17 protein-coding genes are annotated in these 17,537 nt (G+C 57.2%); 6 read left to right on the top strand and 11 right to left on the bottom strand.

Annotated features, from left to right (window positions below; translation table 11 throughout):
- Nucleotides 1–47: 47 nt before the first annotated feature.
- Both secA and mutT read left to right on the top strand, forming a co-directional pair.
- Nucleotides 48–2,750, top strand: a complete 2,703-nt coding sequence (gene secA, locus OJ965_RS17685) for a preprotein translocase subunit SecA (RefSeq protein ID WP_009092121.1) — start codon at nt 48–50, stop codon at nt 2,748–2,750.
- Nucleotides 2,751–2,892: 142 nt separating this feature from the next.
- On the top strand, nt 2,893–3,288 hold the full coding sequence (gene mutT, locus OJ965_RS17680; RefSeq protein WP_009092119.1) for an 8-oxo-dGTP diphosphatase MutT: 396 nt from the start codon (nt 2,893–2,895) through the stop codon (nt 3,286–3,288).
- A gap of 30 nt (nt 3,289–3,318) precedes the next feature.
- Here mutT and yacG read toward each other — a convergent pair whose 3' ends face one another.
- The 3 genes from yacG to coaE are packed head-to-tail and all read right to left on the bottom strand — an operon-like array spanning nt 3,319 to nt 4,881.
- The gene (gene yacG / locus OJ965_RS17675) at nt 3,319–3,516 is read right to left on the bottom strand and encodes a DNA gyrase inhibitor YacG (RefSeq protein ID WP_154928437.1); all 198 of its coding nucleotides are present in this window, start codon (nt 3,514–3,516) and stop codon (nt 3,319–3,321) included.
- Nucleotides 3,517–3,524: 8 nt separating this feature from the next.
- Entirely contained in the window at nt 3,525–4,268 is a 744-nt protein-coding gene (zapD, locus tag OJ965_RS17670) for a cell division protein ZapD (protein ID WP_009092116.1), read from the bottom strand.
- 4 nt (nt 4,269–4,272) lie between these two features.
- Nucleotides 4,273–4,881: a dephospho-CoA kinase gene (coaE, locus tag OJ965_RS17665; RefSeq protein ID WP_265137214.1), complete on the bottom strand. Its 609-nt coding sequence runs from the start codon at nt 4,879–4,881 to the stop codon at nt 4,273–4,275.
- 234 nt (nt 4,882–5,115) lie between these two features.
- Here coaE and OJ965_RS17660 point away from each other — a divergent pair, with 234 nt between their 5' ends.
- On the top strand, nt 5,116–6,156 hold the full coding sequence (locus OJ965_RS17660; RefSeq protein ID WP_265137213.1) for a GMP reductase: 1,041 nt from the start codon (nt 5,116–5,118) through the stop codon (nt 6,154–6,156).
- A gap of 25 nt (nt 6,157–6,181) precedes the next feature.
- Here the strand turns inward: OJ965_RS17660 and hofC are convergent, their stop codons facing one another.
- The 4 genes from hofC to nadC form a co-directional block, all read right to left on the bottom strand.
- Nucleotides 6,182–7,381: a protein transport protein HofC gene (gene hofC / locus OJ965_RS17655; protein ID WP_265137212.1), complete on the bottom strand. Its 1,200-nt coding sequence runs from the start codon at nt 7,379–7,381 to the stop codon at nt 6,182–6,184.
- Nucleotides 7,374–8,759, bottom strand: coding sequence for a type II secretion system protein GspE (gene gspE, locus OJ965_RS17650; protein WP_265137211.1), 1,386 nt, complete (start codon nt 8,757–8,759; stop codon nt 7,374–7,376). Before gspE ends, hofC begins: the two co-directional genes overlap by 8 nt.
- On the bottom strand, nt 8,746–9,201 hold the full coding sequence (ppdD, locus tag OJ965_RS17645; RefSeq protein ID WP_265137210.1) for a prepilin peptidase-dependent pilin: 456 nt from the start codon (nt 9,199–9,201) through the stop codon (nt 8,746–8,748). The genes gspE and ppdD overlap by 14 nt, the downstream gene beginning before the upstream one ends.
- A 216-nt stretch (nt 9,202–9,417) precedes the next feature.
- Nucleotides 9,418–10,314, bottom strand: coding sequence for a carboxylating nicotinate-nucleotide diphosphorylase (gene nadC, locus OJ965_RS17640; protein WP_140028862.1), 897 nt, complete (start codon nt 10,312–10,314; stop codon nt 9,418–9,420).
- A gap of 196 nt (nt 10,315–10,510) precedes the next feature.
- On the opposite strand from nadC, the gene ampD reads away from it, so the two are divergent.
- Together ampD and ampE are read left to right on the top strand one after the other, a co-directional pair.
- Nucleotides 10,511–11,062 carry a 1,6-anhydro-N-acetylmuramyl-L-alanine amidase AmpD gene (ampD, locus tag OJ965_RS17635; protein ID WP_009092102.1) on the top strand — a complete coding sequence of 184 codons (552 nt, stop codon included), beginning with the start codon at nt 10,511–10,513 and terminating at the stop codon, nt 11,060–11,062.
- 16 nt (nt 11,063–11,078) lie between these two features.
- Nucleotides 11,079–11,933 (top strand): beta-lactamase regulator AmpE, encoded by an 855-nt coding sequence (ampE, locus tag OJ965_RS17630; protein WP_140028863.1) that lies wholly within the window; start codon nt 11,079–11,081, stop codon nt 11,931–11,933.
- On the opposite strand, the gene OJ965_RS17625 is transcribed toward ampE, so the two are convergent.
- The 4 genes from OJ965_RS17625 to aroP form a co-directional block, all read right to left on the bottom strand.
- A complete protein-coding gene (locus tag OJ965_RS17625) occupies nt 11,915–12,874 on the bottom strand; it encodes a glycoside hydrolase family 43 protein (protein ID WP_140028864.1) in 960 nt (319 codons plus the stop codon). The genes ampE and OJ965_RS17625 overlap by 19 nt on opposite strands.
- Entirely contained in the window at nt 12,871–14,283 is a 1,413-nt protein-coding gene (locus tag OJ965_RS17620) for a glycoside-pentoside-hexuronide (GPH):cation symporter (RefSeq protein WP_265137209.1), read from the bottom strand. The genes OJ965_RS17625 and OJ965_RS17620 overlap by 4 nt, the downstream gene beginning before the upstream one ends.
- A 175-nt stretch (nt 14,284–14,458) precedes the next feature.
- Nucleotides 14,459–14,704 carry a hypothetical protein gene (locus OJ965_RS17615; RefSeq protein WP_009092098.1) on the bottom strand — a complete coding sequence of 82 codons (246 nt, stop codon included), beginning with the start codon at nt 14,702–14,704 and terminating at the stop codon, nt 14,459–14,461.
- A gap of 124 nt (nt 14,705–14,828) precedes the next feature.
- Entirely contained in the window at nt 14,829–16,184 is a 1,356-nt protein-coding gene (gene aroP, locus OJ965_RS17610) for an aromatic amino acid transporter AroP (RefSeq protein WP_009092097.1), read from the bottom strand.
- Nucleotides 16,185–16,699: 515 nt separating this feature from the next.
- On the opposite strand from aroP, the gene pdhR reads away from it, so the two are divergent.
- Nucleotides 16,700–17,464: a pyruvate dehydrogenase complex transcriptional repressor PdhR gene (gene pdhR / locus OJ965_RS17605; protein ID WP_265139289.1), complete on the top strand. Its 765-nt coding sequence runs from the start codon at nt 16,700–16,702 to the stop codon at nt 17,462–17,464.
- Nucleotides 17,465–17,537: the final 73 nt, after the last annotated feature.

Here is a 17,537-nt window from a genome sequence, read left to right as displayed (position 1 = left end):
GATTTCGCAGTCCGGCAAGCGCCGGCTGAATTGAGAAACTATTGATTATGTTAAGCAAAATATTGACCAAGGTTTTTGGCAGCAGCAACGATCGTACGCTGCGCCGCATGCGCAAAGTGGTAGATGTCATCAACAAGATGGAGCCTGATTTCGAGAAGCTCTCTGATGATGAACTGAAAGCCAAAACGGACGAGTTCCGCGAGCGCCTGAAAAAAGGTGAATCGCTGGAGAGCCTGATTCCTGAAGCCTTTGCGACGGTGCGTGAAGCCAGTAAACGTGTGTTTGGCATGCGTCACTTCGACGTTCAGCTGATCGGCGGCATGGTGCTGAACGACCGCTGCATCGCTGAGATGCGCACCGGTGAAGGTAAAACCCTGACCGCGACCCTGCCAGCCTACCTGAACGCACTCTCCGGCAAGGGCGTTCACGTGGTGACCGTCAATGACTATCTGGCTCAGCGCGATGCGGAAAACAACCGTCCCCTGTTCGAGTTCCTTGGCCTGAGCATTGGTATCAACATGTCGGGCCTGCCTGCGGTAGCGAAGCGCGAAGCCTACGCTGCAGACATTACCTACGGCACCAACAACGAGTATGGCTTCGACTACCTGCGCGACAATATGGCTTTCAGCCCGGAAGAGCGCGTACAGCGTAAACTGCACTACGCGCTGGTGGATGAGGTCGACTCCATCCTGATCGATGAAGCGCGTACGCCGCTGATTATCTCCGGTCCGGCAGAAGACAGTTCTGACCTCTACACCAAAGTGAACAAAATCATCCCTCATCTGGTTCGTCAGGATAAGGAAGATAACGAAACTCATCAGGGTGAAGGTGACTTCTGGGTCGATGAGAAAGCGCGTCAGGCTCACATGTCCGAGCGCGGTCTGGTTAAGGTGGAAGAGCTGCTGGTCAGCCAGGGCATCATGGAAGCGGGTGAGTCACTCTATTCACCGACCAACATCATGCTGATGCATCACGTTACGGCGGCGCTGCGTGCTCATGCGCTCTTCACCCGCGACGTGGACTATATCGTCAAAGATGGCGAGGTCGTGATTGTTGATGAACACACCGGCCGTACCATGCAGGGTCGTCGCTGGTCCGATGGTCTGCATCAGGCGATTGAAGCCAAAGAAGGGGTAGAGATTCAGAACGAGAACCAGACGCTGGCCTCTATCACTTTCCAGAACTACTTCCGTATCTACGAGAAGCTGGCCGGTATGACCGGTACCGCAGACACTGAAGCGTTCGAATTCAGCTCCATCTATAAACTCGACACTATCGTGGTGCCGACCAACCGTCCGATGGTACGTAAAGATCTGGCTGACCTGGTCTACATGACCGAGAAAGAGAAGATCGACGCTATTATCGAAGATATCCGTGAGCGTACTGCTAACGGTCAGCCGGTGCTGGTGGGGACGATCTCGATTGAAAAATCAGAAGTGGTCTCTAACGAACTGACCCGTGCGGGTATCAAACACAACGTTCTGAACGCCAAGTTCCACGCCCGCGAAGCGGATATCGTGGCGCAGGCGGGTCAGCCGGGTGCGGTAACGATCGCCACCAACATGGCGGGTCGTGGTACAGACATTATGCTGGGCGGCAGCTGGCATGCCGATGTGGCGGCGCTGGAGAATCCGACCGAAGCGCAGATCGAAGAGATCAAAGCGGCCTGGAAGGTTCGTCACGATGCGGTTCTGGCATCAGGGGGTTTGCACATCGTCGGTACCGAGCGTCATGAGTCCCGCCGTATCGACAACCAGCTGCGTGGTCGCGCAGGTCGTCAGGGTGATGCCGGTTCCTCACGCTTCTACCTCTCAATGGAAGATGCGCTGATGCGTATTTTTGCCTCCGATCGCGTGTCGAATATGATGCGTAAACTGGGCATGAAGCCTGGCGAGGCGATTGAGCATCCATGGGTGACCAAAGCGATCGCCAATGCTCAGCGCAAAGTTGAAAGCCGTAACTTCGATATTCGTAAGCAGCTGCTGGAATATGATGATGTGGCAAACGATCAGCGTCGCGCTATCTACAGCCAGCGTAATGAGCTGCTGGATGTCTCTGATGTGAGCGAAACCATTAACAGCATTCGCCACGATGTCTACAAAGCGACCATCGATACCTACATTCCGCCGCAGTCACTGGAGGAGATGTGGGACGTGCCAGGGCTGGAAGAGCGTCTGCGCGCCGACTTCGATCTTAACCTGCCGATTGCGGAATGGCTGGATAAAGAGCCGGATCTGCACGAAGAAGTGCTGCGTGAGCGCATCATGACCCACGCGACCGAGAGCTATGCTGCCAAAGAAGAGATCGTCGGTGCCGAGATGATGCGTAACTTCGAAAAAGGCGTGATGCTCCAGACGCTGGATTCGCTGTGGAAAGAGCATCTGGCTGCGATGGACTATCTGCGTCAGGGCATCCATCTGCGTGGCTATGCGCAGAAAGATCCGAAGCAGGAGTACAAGCGCGAATCCTTCGCCATGTTCGCTGCGATGCTGGAATCACTGAAGTATGAAGTGATCAGTACCCTGAGCAAGGTTCAGGTGCGTATGCCTGAAGAGGTTGAAGCGATGGAGCAGCAGCGTCGTGAAGAAGCCGAGCGTCTGGCGCAGCAGCAGCAGCTGAGCCACGTAGAAGAGGATGCGCTGGCAGAACCGGCGGCAGAGCAGAGCGGTGAACGTAAAGTCGGCCGCAACGATCCCTGCCCATGTGGTTCCGGTAAGAAATACAAGCAGTGTCATGGCCGTATCGCCTGATACGCAATGCTGATGAAAAAGGAGCCGCTGGCTCCTTTTTTTATGCCCGCGGCCCATCTCGCCAGAGCAGACGTAAAGCGGTTAACTTCCGCTATAGCATGTTCTAAAATCAGCCCTCACTCATTACGACCGGACAGTTTCCATGAAGCACCTGCAGGTTGCGGTTGGCATCATTCGCAATGCCAGTAAACAAATTTTCCTTGCCCAGCGCGCGTCAACGTCTTACATGGCGAACAAATGGGAGTTTCCCGGCGGTAAGATTGAAGCGGGCGAAAGCGCGGAAGAGGGGCTCGTCAGAGAACTCCACGAAGAAACCGGTATTGAAGTGACCGATGCGCGTCCGATTGGTCATGCCGACCACACCTATGACGATCTGCGCGTGACGCTGCATTTCTTTCTGGTCGAAGGCTGGAAGGGAGAGCCGTGGGGTAAAGAGGGACAGCCGCAGCGCTGGGTTGATCAGCAGGCGCTGGTCGCCGACGAATTTCCGGCCGCGAATCATCAGCTGATTGCGCGTCTGGTCGCCGGCGAGCTCTGAGCGGATGGGGCAGTGCGCCCCATCCTTCTGTCAGCGATCTTCTTCGCTCCAGTTTTCACTGTCGTTCATATCATCGCTGCTGGGAATGCGTTTCTCTTCGGCAGCCCATTCCCCTAAATCGATTAGCTGACAGCGCTTACTGCAAAACGGCCGAAACGGGCTGAGTTCATCCCAGATCACCTTTTTGCCGCACTGCGGACAGGAGACGGTCATGACTTCTTGCTGCATAGTTACCTCTAACAACAGGCCAGCTGGAAGTTAAGGCGGGCGGGCACTTCGCCGCGCTCGCTGTCCAGCGGCATAAAACGAATGGCGTAGCGGCTTTTGTGGCCGGACACCTGTGGATAGAGCGCATCGTCCAGCGACAGCTGCAGTCGCAGCAGATCGGCATCCTCGGCATTATCCTGATAAAAGCCATTGAGGCTGGTCTGCGTATGGAACGAACCCGACTGGCGGATCAAATCCAGTACCATCGCCAGGGCATGATGGAGTGGCTCCAGGGTCTGCATCCAGGCTTCAACCTGCGCATCGCGGACTTCCTGTGGCAGATGCAGCCAGATGTGCAGACCCGGCAAATCAAAACTGCAGCAGCCGCCAGGAATGCTCAGACGCTGGCGAACCAGGGCAATGAGACGATCCTCGCGGAGTTGCTGCCCCATCCGTGGTGCATTCATCAACCGGGTTGACTGACTTTTGAGTTTATCGCTCAGGGCATCAACCCGCGTCATATCGACACCCGGCACATCCGCCCAGGCGCGTAATTTCTGCTGCTGACGCTCCAGCTCTTTCAGCAGCTCTGTGCGAATATCGCCCCGCTCGAAAATGTCGAGCAACTCGCCAGTGAGGCGGAAAAAGGTCAGTGCATTGACGGTTTTATCCAGCGGGGTCGTTTCGTCTAACTGATTAATTAAAAACTCAACCCGTAGCCAGGTCCGCATTTTTTCATTCAGTGGGTGTTCAAACAGAACGGGTGTGCTCATGTTATTAATCCTGTTTCGTTGCCGCCAGCCGGAGGTAGCGCTGGTGAAGTCCGGCAACCTGTGGCAAGGCGTCATCGGGCTCGCCACTGTTATCAATAATATCGTCGGCACAGGCGAGGCGCTGCTGGCGCGTCGCCTGCGCGGAAAGAATACGTTGCGCCTGCTCCAGGGAGAGCCCATCGCGCTGTCGGGTACGGGCTAACTGCGTCTCCTCATCAGCATCCACGACCAGCACCCGATCAGCCTGGTGCTGTAACTGATTTTCTACCAGTAGTGGTACCACCCAGAGCACATAAGGTGAGGCCGCCTGGGCGATCAGCTGTCGCGTCCGGGCGTTAATCAGCGGGTGCAGCAGCGCGTTTAACCAGCTTTTCTGTTCGGGCTGCTGAAAAATAATTTCGCGCAGGCGGGCACGGTCAAGCGTTCCCTGTCCGGTCACGATCGATGCGCCGAAGCGCGCCTCAATGGCCTGCAGAGCGGGAGTGCCCGGCTCGACCACTTCGCGTGCGATCAGGTCAGCATCAATAATTTCCACACCAAGCGCAGCAAAGGCTCCGGCTATCGTGCTTTTACCACTGCCGATTCCTCCTGTGAGCGCGACGGTATAGGGCATGTTTCTCACCTGGCTTCTCATATGGACATAGGTTCAGGGTAATGATCTGAATAAAAAACGCAAAAATGAGCGACAGATCACACCAGTAGAGCAGCAATAAATTTTACGGATTGTAGCGTAAATAAAGTGAAATTCGCAGTCTTGTCGCGTCGCCAGAGGCGCGTAATATAACGTCACTGGAACCGTGCTTATTTCGCGAACGGCGAGTTGTTGCCACCTACCAGGACACTGTTTATGCGTATTGAAGAAGATCTGAAACTGGGCTTTAAAGATGTCTTAATCCGGCCCAAACGCTCCACGCTGCAAAGCCGCTCGCAGGTCGAGCTGGAACGCAGCTTCACCTTCCGGCACTCCCGCCTGAGCTGGAGCGGCATCCCGATTATCGCGGCCAACATGGATACCGTCGGCACCTTTTTAATGGCTGAGGCGCTGGCCAGTTTTGATATTCTCACCGCCGTTCACAAGCACTACAGCGTGGAGGAGTGGCGGGCGTTTATTCAGCGCGTCCCCGCCACGGTTCTGAAGCATGTGATGGTGTCAACCGGCACCTCTGAAAACGATCTGAACAAGCTGGTCGCCATTATGGCGCTGTCCGACGATCTGCAGTTTATCTGCATCGACGTGGCCAACGGTTACTCGCAGCATTTTGTTGATTTTCTGCAGCGCGCTCGTGAGATGTTCCCGGCGAAAACCATCTGTGCCGGTAATGTGGTGACAGGGGAGATGGTGGAAGAGCTGATTCTGTCGGGCGCGGATATCGTTAAGGTTGGCATCGGTCCGGGGTCAGTTTGCACGACCCGGGTGAAAACCGGCGTGGGCTATCCGCAGCTTTCTGCCGTCATTGAATGTGCCGATGCGGCCCATGGCTTAAGTGGACAGATTGTCAGTGATGGCGGCTGTTCGGTGCCAGGCGATATTGCGAAAGCTTTTGGTGGCGGAGCGGACTTTGTGATGCTGGGAGGCATGCTGGCGGCACACGATGAGTGTGAAGGGCAGGTCGTCGAAGAAAATGGCGAAAGCTTCATGCTGTTTTACGGCATGAGTTCTGAATCGGCGATGAAACGTCATGTCGGCGGTGTCGCCCAGTATCGGGCCGCCGAAGTTAAAACGGTGAAGCTGCCACTACGTGGCCCGGTGGCTGATACTGCACGGGATATTCTGGGAGGTTTGCGGTCCGCCTGCACCTACGTCGGGGCTGAGCGTCTGAAAGAGCTGACCAAGCGCACGACCTTCATCCGGGTCAATGAGCAGGAAAACCGCGTATTCAACCGGTAATCGTCCGGGGCGCATCCGGCGCCCCTTAATGCATCGCATCACCCAGACCGAATACGGGCAGATACATCGCTACCACCAGCGAGCCGACGATAGCGCCAATGACCACCATCATGATCGGCTCCAGCGACGCCGCCAGGGTATCAGCACGTTTGCGGGTCTCTGCCTCGTGCCACTCCGCCAGACGCGCCAGCATCACATCCAGTGCCCCCGCCTCTTCGCCGACCCGAATCAGCTGACCACATAACGGCGTGAACAGCGAGTGATGCATCAATGCCTGATGCAGGGGATGACCCTGAGCAATGTGCTGCTGGAGGGCGGCCATGGCCTCCCGCCAGAGCAGGGCAGAGAGCGTCACTTCTGCGGCGGCCAGTCCCTGCAACAGGGTCAACCCGGCACGCTGCGTCAGCGTCAGGATGGTATAGATCTGTGTCAGCTGCATCCCCTGCCATAATCCGGCAAGCAGGGGGAGGCGCAGCAAAAGCGCCTGTTCGCGGCGCTGCCACTCCGCAGAGCGCCGTCGCAACTGAAACACAATCGCCAGTATCAGCGTTACGCCGAAAGCGAGGACGCCTCCCCATGCCTGAAGCTGGGCTGATAGCTGCATCACCGCTGCCGTAAAGGCGGGCAGGGGCGCGTCAAAGGCGTCATAGACGGCAACGAACTCAGGCAGCACAAACAGCAGCATGCCGCAGGTGACAGCGAGAGCCACCAGCAGGATGAACAGCGGATAACGCAACGCTTTCACCACCTGCTGACCTAACTGCTGTTGCCGGATCTGCTGACGGGCCAGCTCATCGCAGCAGACATCGAGCTGACCGGTCAGTTCACCCACCTCCATCAGTGCCGGATAGAGCGCCGGAAAAATCTGTGGCCATTCACGTAATGCCTGAGAAAAAGGGGCGCCGCTGAGCACCCGATAATGCAGGGCGAGCAACAATGCCCTCCAGCCTGCATGCGGATGCCCCTCAGCCAGTAACGCCAGACTCTCTGCCAGCGGCAGACCGGCTTTGAGTAGGGTGGCCAGCTGGCGTATCAGATCGCTCTTCTGCTGCCACTTCCATTCCGACTGACGCCAGCCCTTTTCCCGCTTCCAGCTCACGGGCAGCAGGTCGCGCTGCGCCAGCACCCGCAGCAGAGTTTCACTGTCAACCGCCAGCAGCTGACCACTGCGCAACTGCCCCTGGCTATCTACCGCCTGCCAGCGGAACAGCGCTGCATCAGCCATCGTCCAGCCCGATGACCCGCTGCATCTCTTCCAGCGAGGTGTCGCCCCGACTTACGGCTTCCAGACCGGAAACCAGCAGGGTGCGCAATCCCTGCTGTTTTGCCAGCGTGAGCAGATTATCCAGCGGCATCTCAGCAGCAATGGCATTCTGTAGCCTGGCATTGATCGGCAGCAGTTCAAACAGCGCCAGCCGGCCAAAGTAGCCGGAGAAACAGTGATCGCAACCGGGTGCCCGCCAGGTTTGCAGCGTGCCGGGCCAGATTTCTGCAGGGTAGTGCGCCACCGCCTGGGCTGGCTGACGGCAATGGGGGCAGAGGCGCCGGACCAAACGCTGAGCCACGATCAGCTTCAGCGCCGGGCCCAGCAGATAACCGGGGATGCCCATCTGCCGCAGCCGCGTCAGCGTCTCGGCGGTGGAGTTGGTGTGCAGGGTTGAAAGCACCAGATGGCCGGTCTGCGCTGCCTTCACTGCAATCTCTGCCGTTTCGGCATCGCGGATCTCTCCGACCATAATGACGTCCGGATCCTGTCTCAGTAACGCCCGCAGCACACGGTTAAAATCCAGCCCCTTGCGGTTATGGATCTGCGTCTGATTAATGCCGGACAGCGGGATTTCAATCGGATCTTCCACGCTACACAGGTTTTTTTCCGGCCGGTTCAGGGCGCTGAGTCCACTGTAGAGGGTAAATGTCTTGCCGCTGCCGGTCGGCCCGGTGACCAGTATCAGCCCCTGCGGCTGGGCCAGCGCCGCCGTGAAGAGGCGCAGCTGCGCAGGAGGGAGGCCGAGCTTATCCAGTGACAGCGCCGCGCTTTCACTCTGCAACAGCCGGATGACCGCTTTTTCACCGCCATACACGGGTAACGTTGCCAGACGAAAGGAGGCTGACTGACCGGCGATCGCCAGACTGAACTGACCATCCTGGGGCAACCGGCGTTCGGCAATATCCAGTCCGCCGAGGATTTTCAGGCGCGCCAGCAGCGCCGCAGGCTGCGTCACAGGCAGGGAAGAGAGCGGGTGAAGGACACCGTCAATGCGCAGCCGCACCCGCATCCCCTCAGCGCCGGGTTCGATATGCACATCCGAGGCGCGACGTTCCAGCGCCTGACGCAGAATCAGCTCGGCGGCTTCAATCGCCGATTCAGCGGGTGTCTCTTCGCGCGCGACCCGCCCCGTGTCGGCATGCTGACGTTGATCCAGGCGGGCCTGAGGCCAGCATTCAATGTCAATCTGACACTGACTGGCAAAGTGAAGCGCTTCAGAGAGGCCGGGCGGAACGCTCTCCGCCACGGCAACGCGTAACCGATCGGCATCATGCTGCAAAATCAGCGCGCGATAGCGCTGGCAGAGTGCTGTTATTGCGTCGTCAGGCGGATTCATTGCTGGCCCCTTTATCCGCAAAGCGGAACTGTTCCAGGCAATTGTCGCGCAGATTGTTGTTGCTGCTGGTGCAGCTGCGCTGCCAGCTGATGCTGCCATCCGTGGCATCATGAATCGGCACCATTTCAACGCTCAGGCCATTCAGACTCTCCTGGCCGGTCAGCGTAATCACCCCGTTAGTGACGCTCAGTGCCGAAACGTAGCGCGATCCTTTCGCAGCGGGGATACCAGCCTGTCCGGCCTGACACTGCGTCGGGCCGCCGCGCTCCATGGCACAGAGTTCGACGGCGGTTTTATAGGGCACCATCGTTTGCAGCATGTCGGTGAGCGCGGCGCGCTGCAGATAGTTTTGATAGGCGGGCAGGCCAATGGCACTCAGAATCGCCACAATGCCGACCACAATCATCAGTTCAACCAGCGTAAATCCACGTTGATAGTTCATTCCATCGTCTCCTGATTAAGAAGGCGACAGGGTAGAAAGCGGGGGCGGTGAAAAACAGTGGCGAGTTTTCAGGCTGGAAAGGATCACCGAAAGAATGTGCGTCGTTACAGCGCAGTAGCAATGGCGCTGTAAGCGAGGTCGCAAAATGTGTGGCCGCGCGGGCGGGTCAGCAGAATGCGCGGACAGAGGCTGCGGCACTGACCGTGCCGCTGCGGTTTACTTTTGCTGAAAACGCATCGAGAGATCCAGCGCCCGGACATGTTTGGTCAGTGCGCCAACCGAAACGTAGTCCACGCCGGTCAGGGCGATCTGCGGCAGGGTGGCTTCGGTAACGTTGCCGGAAACTTCCAGCAGCGTCCGCCCCTGATTCAGTTCGACGGCGGCCCGCATCTCCTCCAGGCTGAAGTTATCCAGCATGACAATGTCAGCGGCGGCCTCCAGCGCCTGGCGTAACTCCTCCAGCGATTCCACCTCAACTTCAACCGGCACGTCCGGCTGTAACCACTGCGCTCTTTCCACCGCCTGAGCAATCGACCCGCTGGCGATAATATGATTCTCTTTGATCAGATAGGCGTCAGAGAGGCCGAGCCGGTGATTGCTGCCGCCACCGCAGAGCACGGCATATTTCAGCGCCGTCCGCAGGCCGGGCAGGGTTTTGCGCGTGTCCAGCAGCTGGGTCTGGCTGCCTGCCAGCAGCGCAACATAGCGGCTGACTTCGGTCGCCACGCCGGAGAGCGTCTGCACAAAATTGAGCGCCGTCCGCTCGGCGGTCAGCAGCAGGCGGGCCGGGCCTTCAATTTCAAACAGCAGCTGGTCAGCCTTGATCGGATCGCCATCACTGACGTGCCAGTTCAGGGTGGCGTGCGCGCCCAGCTGAATAAACACCTCTTCGACCCAGCGTTTACCACAGAAAACACCGGCTTCGCGGGTGATGACCTGCGCATGGGCCTGGGTATCGGCCGGTAACAGCTGTGCGGTGATATCGCGGTCGGCGTCGATCTCTCCACCGAGATCCTCCTTTAACGCCAGCGCAACGGCATCCGGGATGTCACTTTCAATGCGTTTAATCAGCGCCTGACGGCGGCTGTCGGGATCATAACCACGAGAAGACATAGGCTTACACTCCAGAAAAGGGGATGTCTGAGGCGGTCACAATAGCCTGAACTGCCACGCGGTGCCAGCCATAAACCGTATTTTGTTTAGTATCCTTAACAAGAAATCAGATAATGTCACGCTGCCGACACACTAAGGGGCAAGAATCCTTTATTATTCATGCTATTCTCAGCCAGGCAGAACAAGGAAATCCGGTATGAAAATCAAACAGGGCTGGCTGACCGGCGTACGTCAGGTGCCCTCATTACATTGCAATGAACGACCTGACAATGAGGCGCCGTCGCTGCTGGTGATTCACAATATCAGCCTGCCGCCGGGAGAGTTTGGCGGACCGTGGATCGATAAGCTGTTCACCGGCACGCTTCCGCCGGATGCGCATCCCTATTTTGCCGATATCGCGGCACTGAAAGTGGCGGCACACTGCCTGATTCGCCGTGACGGCGAGATTGTGCAGTATGTCCCCTTTGATAAGCGCGCCTGGCATGCGGGGGTTTCGCAGTTTGAGGGCCGGGAAAACTGCAATGATTTCTCTATTGGCATCGAACTGGAAGGAACTGACAGCGAGCCTTATACCGGGGCGCAATATCGGGCTTTGCAGCAGGTTACGCAGTTGCTGCTGCAGCACTATCCGGTCACGCCTGCACGTATTACCGGGCATAGCGACATCGCTCCGGCGCGCAAAACCGATCCTGGTCCTGCTTTTGACTGGGAGTACTACAGAGAGCTGTTAACGCAGCAAAAATCCTGATTTTTGCGGGGTCAGTATGACGTTGTTTACCTTGTTGTTGGTTCTGGGCTGGGAGCGCCTGTTTAAACTGGGCGAGCACTGGCAGCTCGAACACCGGCTGGAGCCGATTTTTCGCCATCGCCGCCACTTCTCCATGTTGCGGACGCTGCTGATGACCGCGCTGGCGATGGCGCTGACGGCACTGGTGCTGGTGACGCTGAAAGGCGTACTGTTTGGCGTGGTGCTATTGCTGTTCTGGATTGTGGTCGGGCTGCTCTGTATCGGGGCCGGTTCAGTGCGGCAGCACTACCATCACTATCTGAAGGCGGCCAGTCATGACGACGATGCGGCGCATCAGGCGATGGCGGCGGAGCTGACGCTGATTCATGGTGTGCCTGTGGAGTGCAGCGAACGCGAATTTCTGCGCGAGCTGCAGAATGCGCTGATCTGGATAAACTTCCGTTTCTATCTGGCACCGATGTTCTGGCTGGTGGTAGGAGGTCCCTGGGGACCGGTGCTGCTGGTGGGTTACGCCTTCCTGCGAGCCTGGCAGGGCTGGCTGGCAAAGCACGGCACACCGATGGCGCGGGCGCAATCGGGGGTCGACGGTATTCTGCATCTGCTCGACTGGATACCGGTCCGGCTGGCGGGGGTGGCTTACGCTCTGCTGGGCCACGGTGAAAAGGCGCTGCCCGCCTGGTTTGTCTCACTGACCGATCGTCACCGTTCTCAGTATCAGGTGCTGACCACCCTGGCGCAGTTCTCGCTGTCCCGCGATCCGCACACGGATAAAGTTGAAACGCCACGGGTGGCCGTGGCGTTGGCGAAACGGACCTCACTGGTGCTGGTGGTGGCCGTAGCGCTGCTGACGATTTATGGCACGCTGGTGTGATCAGCAGGGGGCACGCCAAAATCGGGCGTGCCATCGCTGCGCCAGCTGAAATATTTCAGTCGGGTATGGCGGTTCGGGTCCCATAACGGATCGCCCTCAATCTCCGTGTAGTTTCGCGCATGGTAGACCAGCACGTCCTGCCCCGACTCATCCTGCGTAAAACTGTTGTGTCCCGGCCCATACTGATGATTGTCCCAGCTGGACACAAACACCGGCCGCGCCGATTTCTGCCATGCGGTCACATCGAGCGGGTCCGCCTCTGCGGCAATCGACAGCATGCCCAGGCAGTAATTCTCATCGGTGGCGCTGGCGGAGTAGGTAACAAACAGCCTGTCACCATGACGAATGACCGCCGGTCCTTCATTCACGCTAAATCCTGCACACTCCCACTCATATTCAGGCCGGCTCAGCATTACCGGCGTGCCTTTCAGCGTCCAGGGATTAAGCAGCTCCGCCAGATAGAGGTTGGAGTTACCGGGAATGGCGGGATCTTTCTGTGCCCAGAGATACCAGTTTTTACCCTGATGCACGAAGTGGGTGGCATCCAGTGAAAAGCTGTCAAGCTGGCTGAAGACGCGCCGGCAGGGCTGCCATTCGCCCTGCAGCGGGTCGCCGGCCTCGCACACCAGTGCGTACATCCGATGCTGGAATAATCCCTCTTTAATGTCGCGCGTCGGTGCCGCCGCGAAATAGATCACCCACAGCCCGTCGATATAGTGCAGCTCAGGTGCCCAGATGAGTTCGCTGCAGGGGCCGCTCTCCGGCTTGTGCCAGACCACCACCGGTTCTGCGCTGCGCAGGTCAGCCAGCGTGGTGGCGCGGCGAATCTCCAGCCGGTCATATTCCGGTACTGAGGCGACAAAATAGTAGTGCTGTTCATGGCGCAGAATAAACGGGTCAGCGCGCTGCTCAATAAAAGGATTCGGCCAGGTTGGGCTCATTTTACATCTCCGGTTGGCGTGGCAGCACGGTTGTGCAGATGAACAGTGTGTAAGTCGTGGAAGTTTTCGCGACGCAGCGCCAGATCCTGCTGGATGGTGAGCATCATTTTGCGGTCAACCTTCATCAGCCGTACTACGCCGGCGGTGATCAGGTAGCCGACGCCCGGAATAACGGTAAACAGCAGCATGATGCCGTTAATCGCCTCGGCTGACTGCTGTTTTGCGCCCGCGTTGTAGCCATACATTGAGAGCAGAAAACCGACCATCGCCCCCGCGACAGCCAGACCCACCTTGAGGAAAAAGAGGTTGCCGGAGAAGCTGATGCCGGTAATGCGTTTACCGGTTTTCCATTCGCCGTAGTCATCCACATCGGCCATCAGCGACCAGTGCAGGGGGGAGGGGATCTGATGCAGAATATTCAGCACAAAATAAGCCACCACGACCATCAGGGTGGCGTGCGGATCGATCCAGTAAAAGCCGCTGGAAAAAAGGGCCAGCGCGATATTGGTCCAGAAAAAGACTTTGAGTTTGCACCAGCGGTCGGTGAGCACTTTCGCCAGCGTGCTGCCCACCATCATGCCGATTACCCCCAGGCTGATAAACAAGGTGGCGAAGTGCGTTGACTGACCCATGACCCAGGTTACGTAGTACATGGTCGCCGCCATGCGAATGAAGCCGGGACAGACGTTGCAGAAGGTGAGCAGCAGGATCCGGACCCACTGGTCATTCTTCCAGACGTCACGCAGATCTTTTTTCAGGTCATCATTGCTGGGAACGGCAGGGCGGATGCGTTCACGTACCGTGGCAAAGCAGAACAGAAACATCGCCAGACCAATGGTGGCCAGCACCGCCATCGCCATCTGATAGCCGCGCGCCTTATCCGCGCCGCCAAACCACTCCGCCATCGGCAGCAGTGACAGGGAGAGGGTCAGCGTGGCGATGCCCACCATAACAAAGCGGTAGGACTGGCAGGAGACGCGCTCGCCGGGATCGCTGGTAATCACGCCGCCCAGTGAACAGTAAGGAATATTAATGGCGGTGTAGGTCAGTGACATCAGGAAGTAGGTGACAAATGCCCAGATCACCTTGTTGTGATAGGTCCAGTCTGGCGTGGTGAACATCAGCACGCTGAACAGCACGTAGGGAACGGAAACCCACAGCAGCCAGGGACGAAAACGGCCCCAGCGACTCTGGGTGCGATCGGCAATCGCGCCCATAATCGGGTCGGTGACCGCATCCAGCACCCTGACCGAGAGCAGCAGCGTGCCCACCAGCGCCGGAGCCAGGCCGAACACGTCGGTATAGAAGTAGTTGAGGAATAGCATGATGGCACCGCCAATCATGTTGCATCCGGCATCGCCCATGCCATAACCCAGTTTTTCTTTGAATGTGAGTGCCGCGGGCTTCATTGTGCTTCTCCTGCAAACCATGAAGCTAATGATTATCAGCGCTTAAGTCACTCACGGCGTGGCAGTATTGAGTCACAGAGATGGACAAAACGGGCGGGCGCAAAAAAATGTGAACTGGCACGCAGGCGCGGGCCCGTTCACATCACATTAAGCGGGGCAGGGCGGCAGAGAATCGTTAAGCTGCGCTGTTATTCTGCCCTTCAACGAGGCCACCGAGAAGACTGCCAATCCAGCCACCAATGGTGCTGAAAAGCGTACTGGCCACCGAGGAGATCACGCCGTTGAGAAAGGGAATCGGTATCAGGGAACCCATCACGCTGCCCAAAAGCGAACCGGCCTGCTGGCCGACGGCGGTGGTGATATCCTGAATCAGGCCACATCCGCTGACGGCCATAATTTCTGAAGGTGCGAGTTCACGCATAGTTATTTTTTCCTTTATTGGGTGAGAAGCAGGAAAAAATTATCACTACCCGTCAGCAATAAAAATAGTAACAGAACGAAAGTGGCCGGTGCGCCTGAGCAGGCGCACCGGATAAGAGAAGGGATCAGACTTTCTGCGTCTGGTTCTTAATAAAGTAACCCAGCGCCAGTATCACCAGCCAGACCGGGATCAGCCAGACAGAGATGGCCATGCCCGGCGTGGTTGCCATCAGCACCAGAATTGCCGCCAGGAAGATCAGGCAAATCCAGTTACCGGCCGGATAGAGCAGCGCTTTGAAGCGGGTGGTCACGCCCTGCTGATCTTTCTTACGACGGAACTTAAGGTGCGCCAGGCTGATCATCGCCCAGTTGATGACCAGTGCAGAGACCACCAGTGACATCAGCAGGCCGAACGCTTCACCGGGCATCAGGTAGTTGATCAGCACGCAGAGCGCCGTGGCGACCGCAGAAACCAGAATGGTTAAGACCGGAACGCCGCGACGGTCAACTTTCAGCAGCGATTTGGGCGCGTTGCCCTGCTGAGCCAGACCAAACAGCATACGGCTGTTGCAGTAAACGCAGCTGTTGTAGACCGACAGAGCGGCCGTCAGGATCACCACGTTCAGCGCATTCGCCACCATGGCATCGCCCAGCTCGTGGAAGATAAAGACAAACGGGCTGACTTCAGAGGTGACACGGCTCCACGGCATCAGTGACAGCAGCACCGCCAGTGAACCAATGTAGAAAATCAGGATGCGCCACAGCACCTGGTTGGTCGCTTTCGGGATGCTGACTTCCGGATTATCGGCTTCAGCGGCGGTGATCCCCACCAGCTCCAGCCCACCGAATGAGAACATGATGATCGCCATGACCGTCACCAGACCGCCAATGCCGTGCGGGAAAAAGCCGCCCTGTTCCCAGAGGTTACGCACCGTCGCCTGCGGGCCGCCGTTGCCGCTGAAGAGCAGCCAGCCGCCGAACAGGATCATGCCAATGACCGCCACCACTTTAATAATGGCGAACCAGAACTCCATCTCACCAAAGACTTTCACGTTGGTCAGGTTGATGGCGTTAATCATGACGAAGAAGATGGCTGCCGAGGCCCAGGTTGGAAAGTCGGGCCACCAGAACTGAATATATTTGCCGACGGCAGTGAGCTCTGCCATGGCGACCAGCACGTAAAGTACCCAGTAGTTCCAGCCCGAGGCGAAGCCGGCAAAGTTGCCCCAGTATTTATAGGCGAAGTGGCTGAAGCTGCCGGCAACCGGCTCCTCAACGACCATCTCGCCCAGCTGGCGCATGATTAAAAAGGCAATAAAACCGGCAATGGCATAGCCCAGAATAACGGCCGGACCGGCGGATTCGATGACCGATGCGCTGCCCAGAAACAGGCCGGTTCCTACTGCTCCACCCAGCGCGATGAGCTGAATATGGCGGTTCTTAAGACCACGTTTCAGCGCCTCGCCTTGCTGTTGTTCCATACAAACCTCGTGATGTTTTTATTCTTCGTTCCCAGCGCGGTTCGCTGTAAGGAAGTAGTTACATTAACGTATTGATTATTTTACGGTATCTGGCGTGCTGAGTGCTGCCATGCGCTACCCTGGCGACAAGAATAGTGATAAGCGAATCGCTTTGCACCTGCTTTCGCCTTTCGTGCTGAGAGTTGACTGAAAAAACGTCGTCCCGGTCACGTCAGGCCAGAGAAATTTCTGCCATGAAATGCGGTTCATGACGAATAGCTTTCACTTATGGATGCCGCTGCGCTTCGGGGCTAAGCAGGTGTAAGGTTTGGTAAAAGTGAATTTATTTAACATTCAGCCTAACGCGAATTTTTCATTTTTTTAACCGCAAGTTAGCGTCAGGGCGGGCTTCAGAGGCAGGGGAATGTCACAGACACCATATAGACACAAGGTGAATACTTTGTTACTTTACCGCCACCTCTGTACAATTGGTATTACCAATTTACTCCGGACGACTGGCTTAATAAGAAGGGATGATGGCTTACAGTAAGATTCGCCAACCCAAGCTCTCAGATGCTATCGAGCAACAGCTCGAATCCCTGATTATGGAAGGGACACTGCGTCCGGGAGAGAAGCTGCTCCCTGAGCGCGAACTCGCCAAACAATTCGATGTCTCACGTCCGTCTCTCCGCGAAGCGATCCAGCGCTTAGAAGCGAAAGGATTGTTGCTGCGCCGTCAGGGCGGCGGAACATTCGTACAGGAGCATCTCTGGCAAAGCCTGAGTGATCCACTCGTTGAGCTTCTCGCAGACCATCCGGAATCACAGTTTGACCTGCTGGAAACGCGTCATGCCTTAGAGGGCATCGCCGCCTATTACGCAGCGCTGCGCGGCACAGAAGAAGATCTGCTGCGCATTCGCGACTGCCATGTGTACATCCAGCAGGCGCAGGACAGCGGCGATTTAGACGCCGAAGCGGACGCCGTGATGCAGTATCAGATCGCTGTCACAGAAGCGGCCCATAATGTGGTGCTTTTGCATTTGCTACGCTCAATGGGCCCTATGCTGGAACAAAACGTCCGTCAGAATTTCGAATTGCTCTACTCTCGCCGGGAAATGCTGGCAAAAGTGAGCGGTCACCGCGCCAGAATCTTTGAGGCGATTGTGGCCCGTGAGCCAGAAAAAGCGCGCGAGGCTTCACACCGTCACCTGGCGTTCATAGAGGAAATCTTGCTGGACAGAAGTCGGGAGCAGAGCCGTCGAGAACGCTCCCTGCGTCGTTTACAGCAACGTAAGGAATAACGTGCGACAAAGATCGTACGGACATGTGCGACGAGCCTGCCTGCTTGTGCTTTGACAGGCTCCCGATTATTCA

This window comes from Pantoea anthophila (genome assembly GCF_026104315.1).
Taxonomy (GTDB): Bacteria; Pseudomonadota; Gammaproteobacteria; order Enterobacterales; family Enterobacteriaceae; genus Pantoea; species Pantoea anthophila.
The sequence above is the reverse complement of the archived record's forward strand: the minus strand, read 5'-3'. Positions and strand labels throughout refer to the sequence as shown.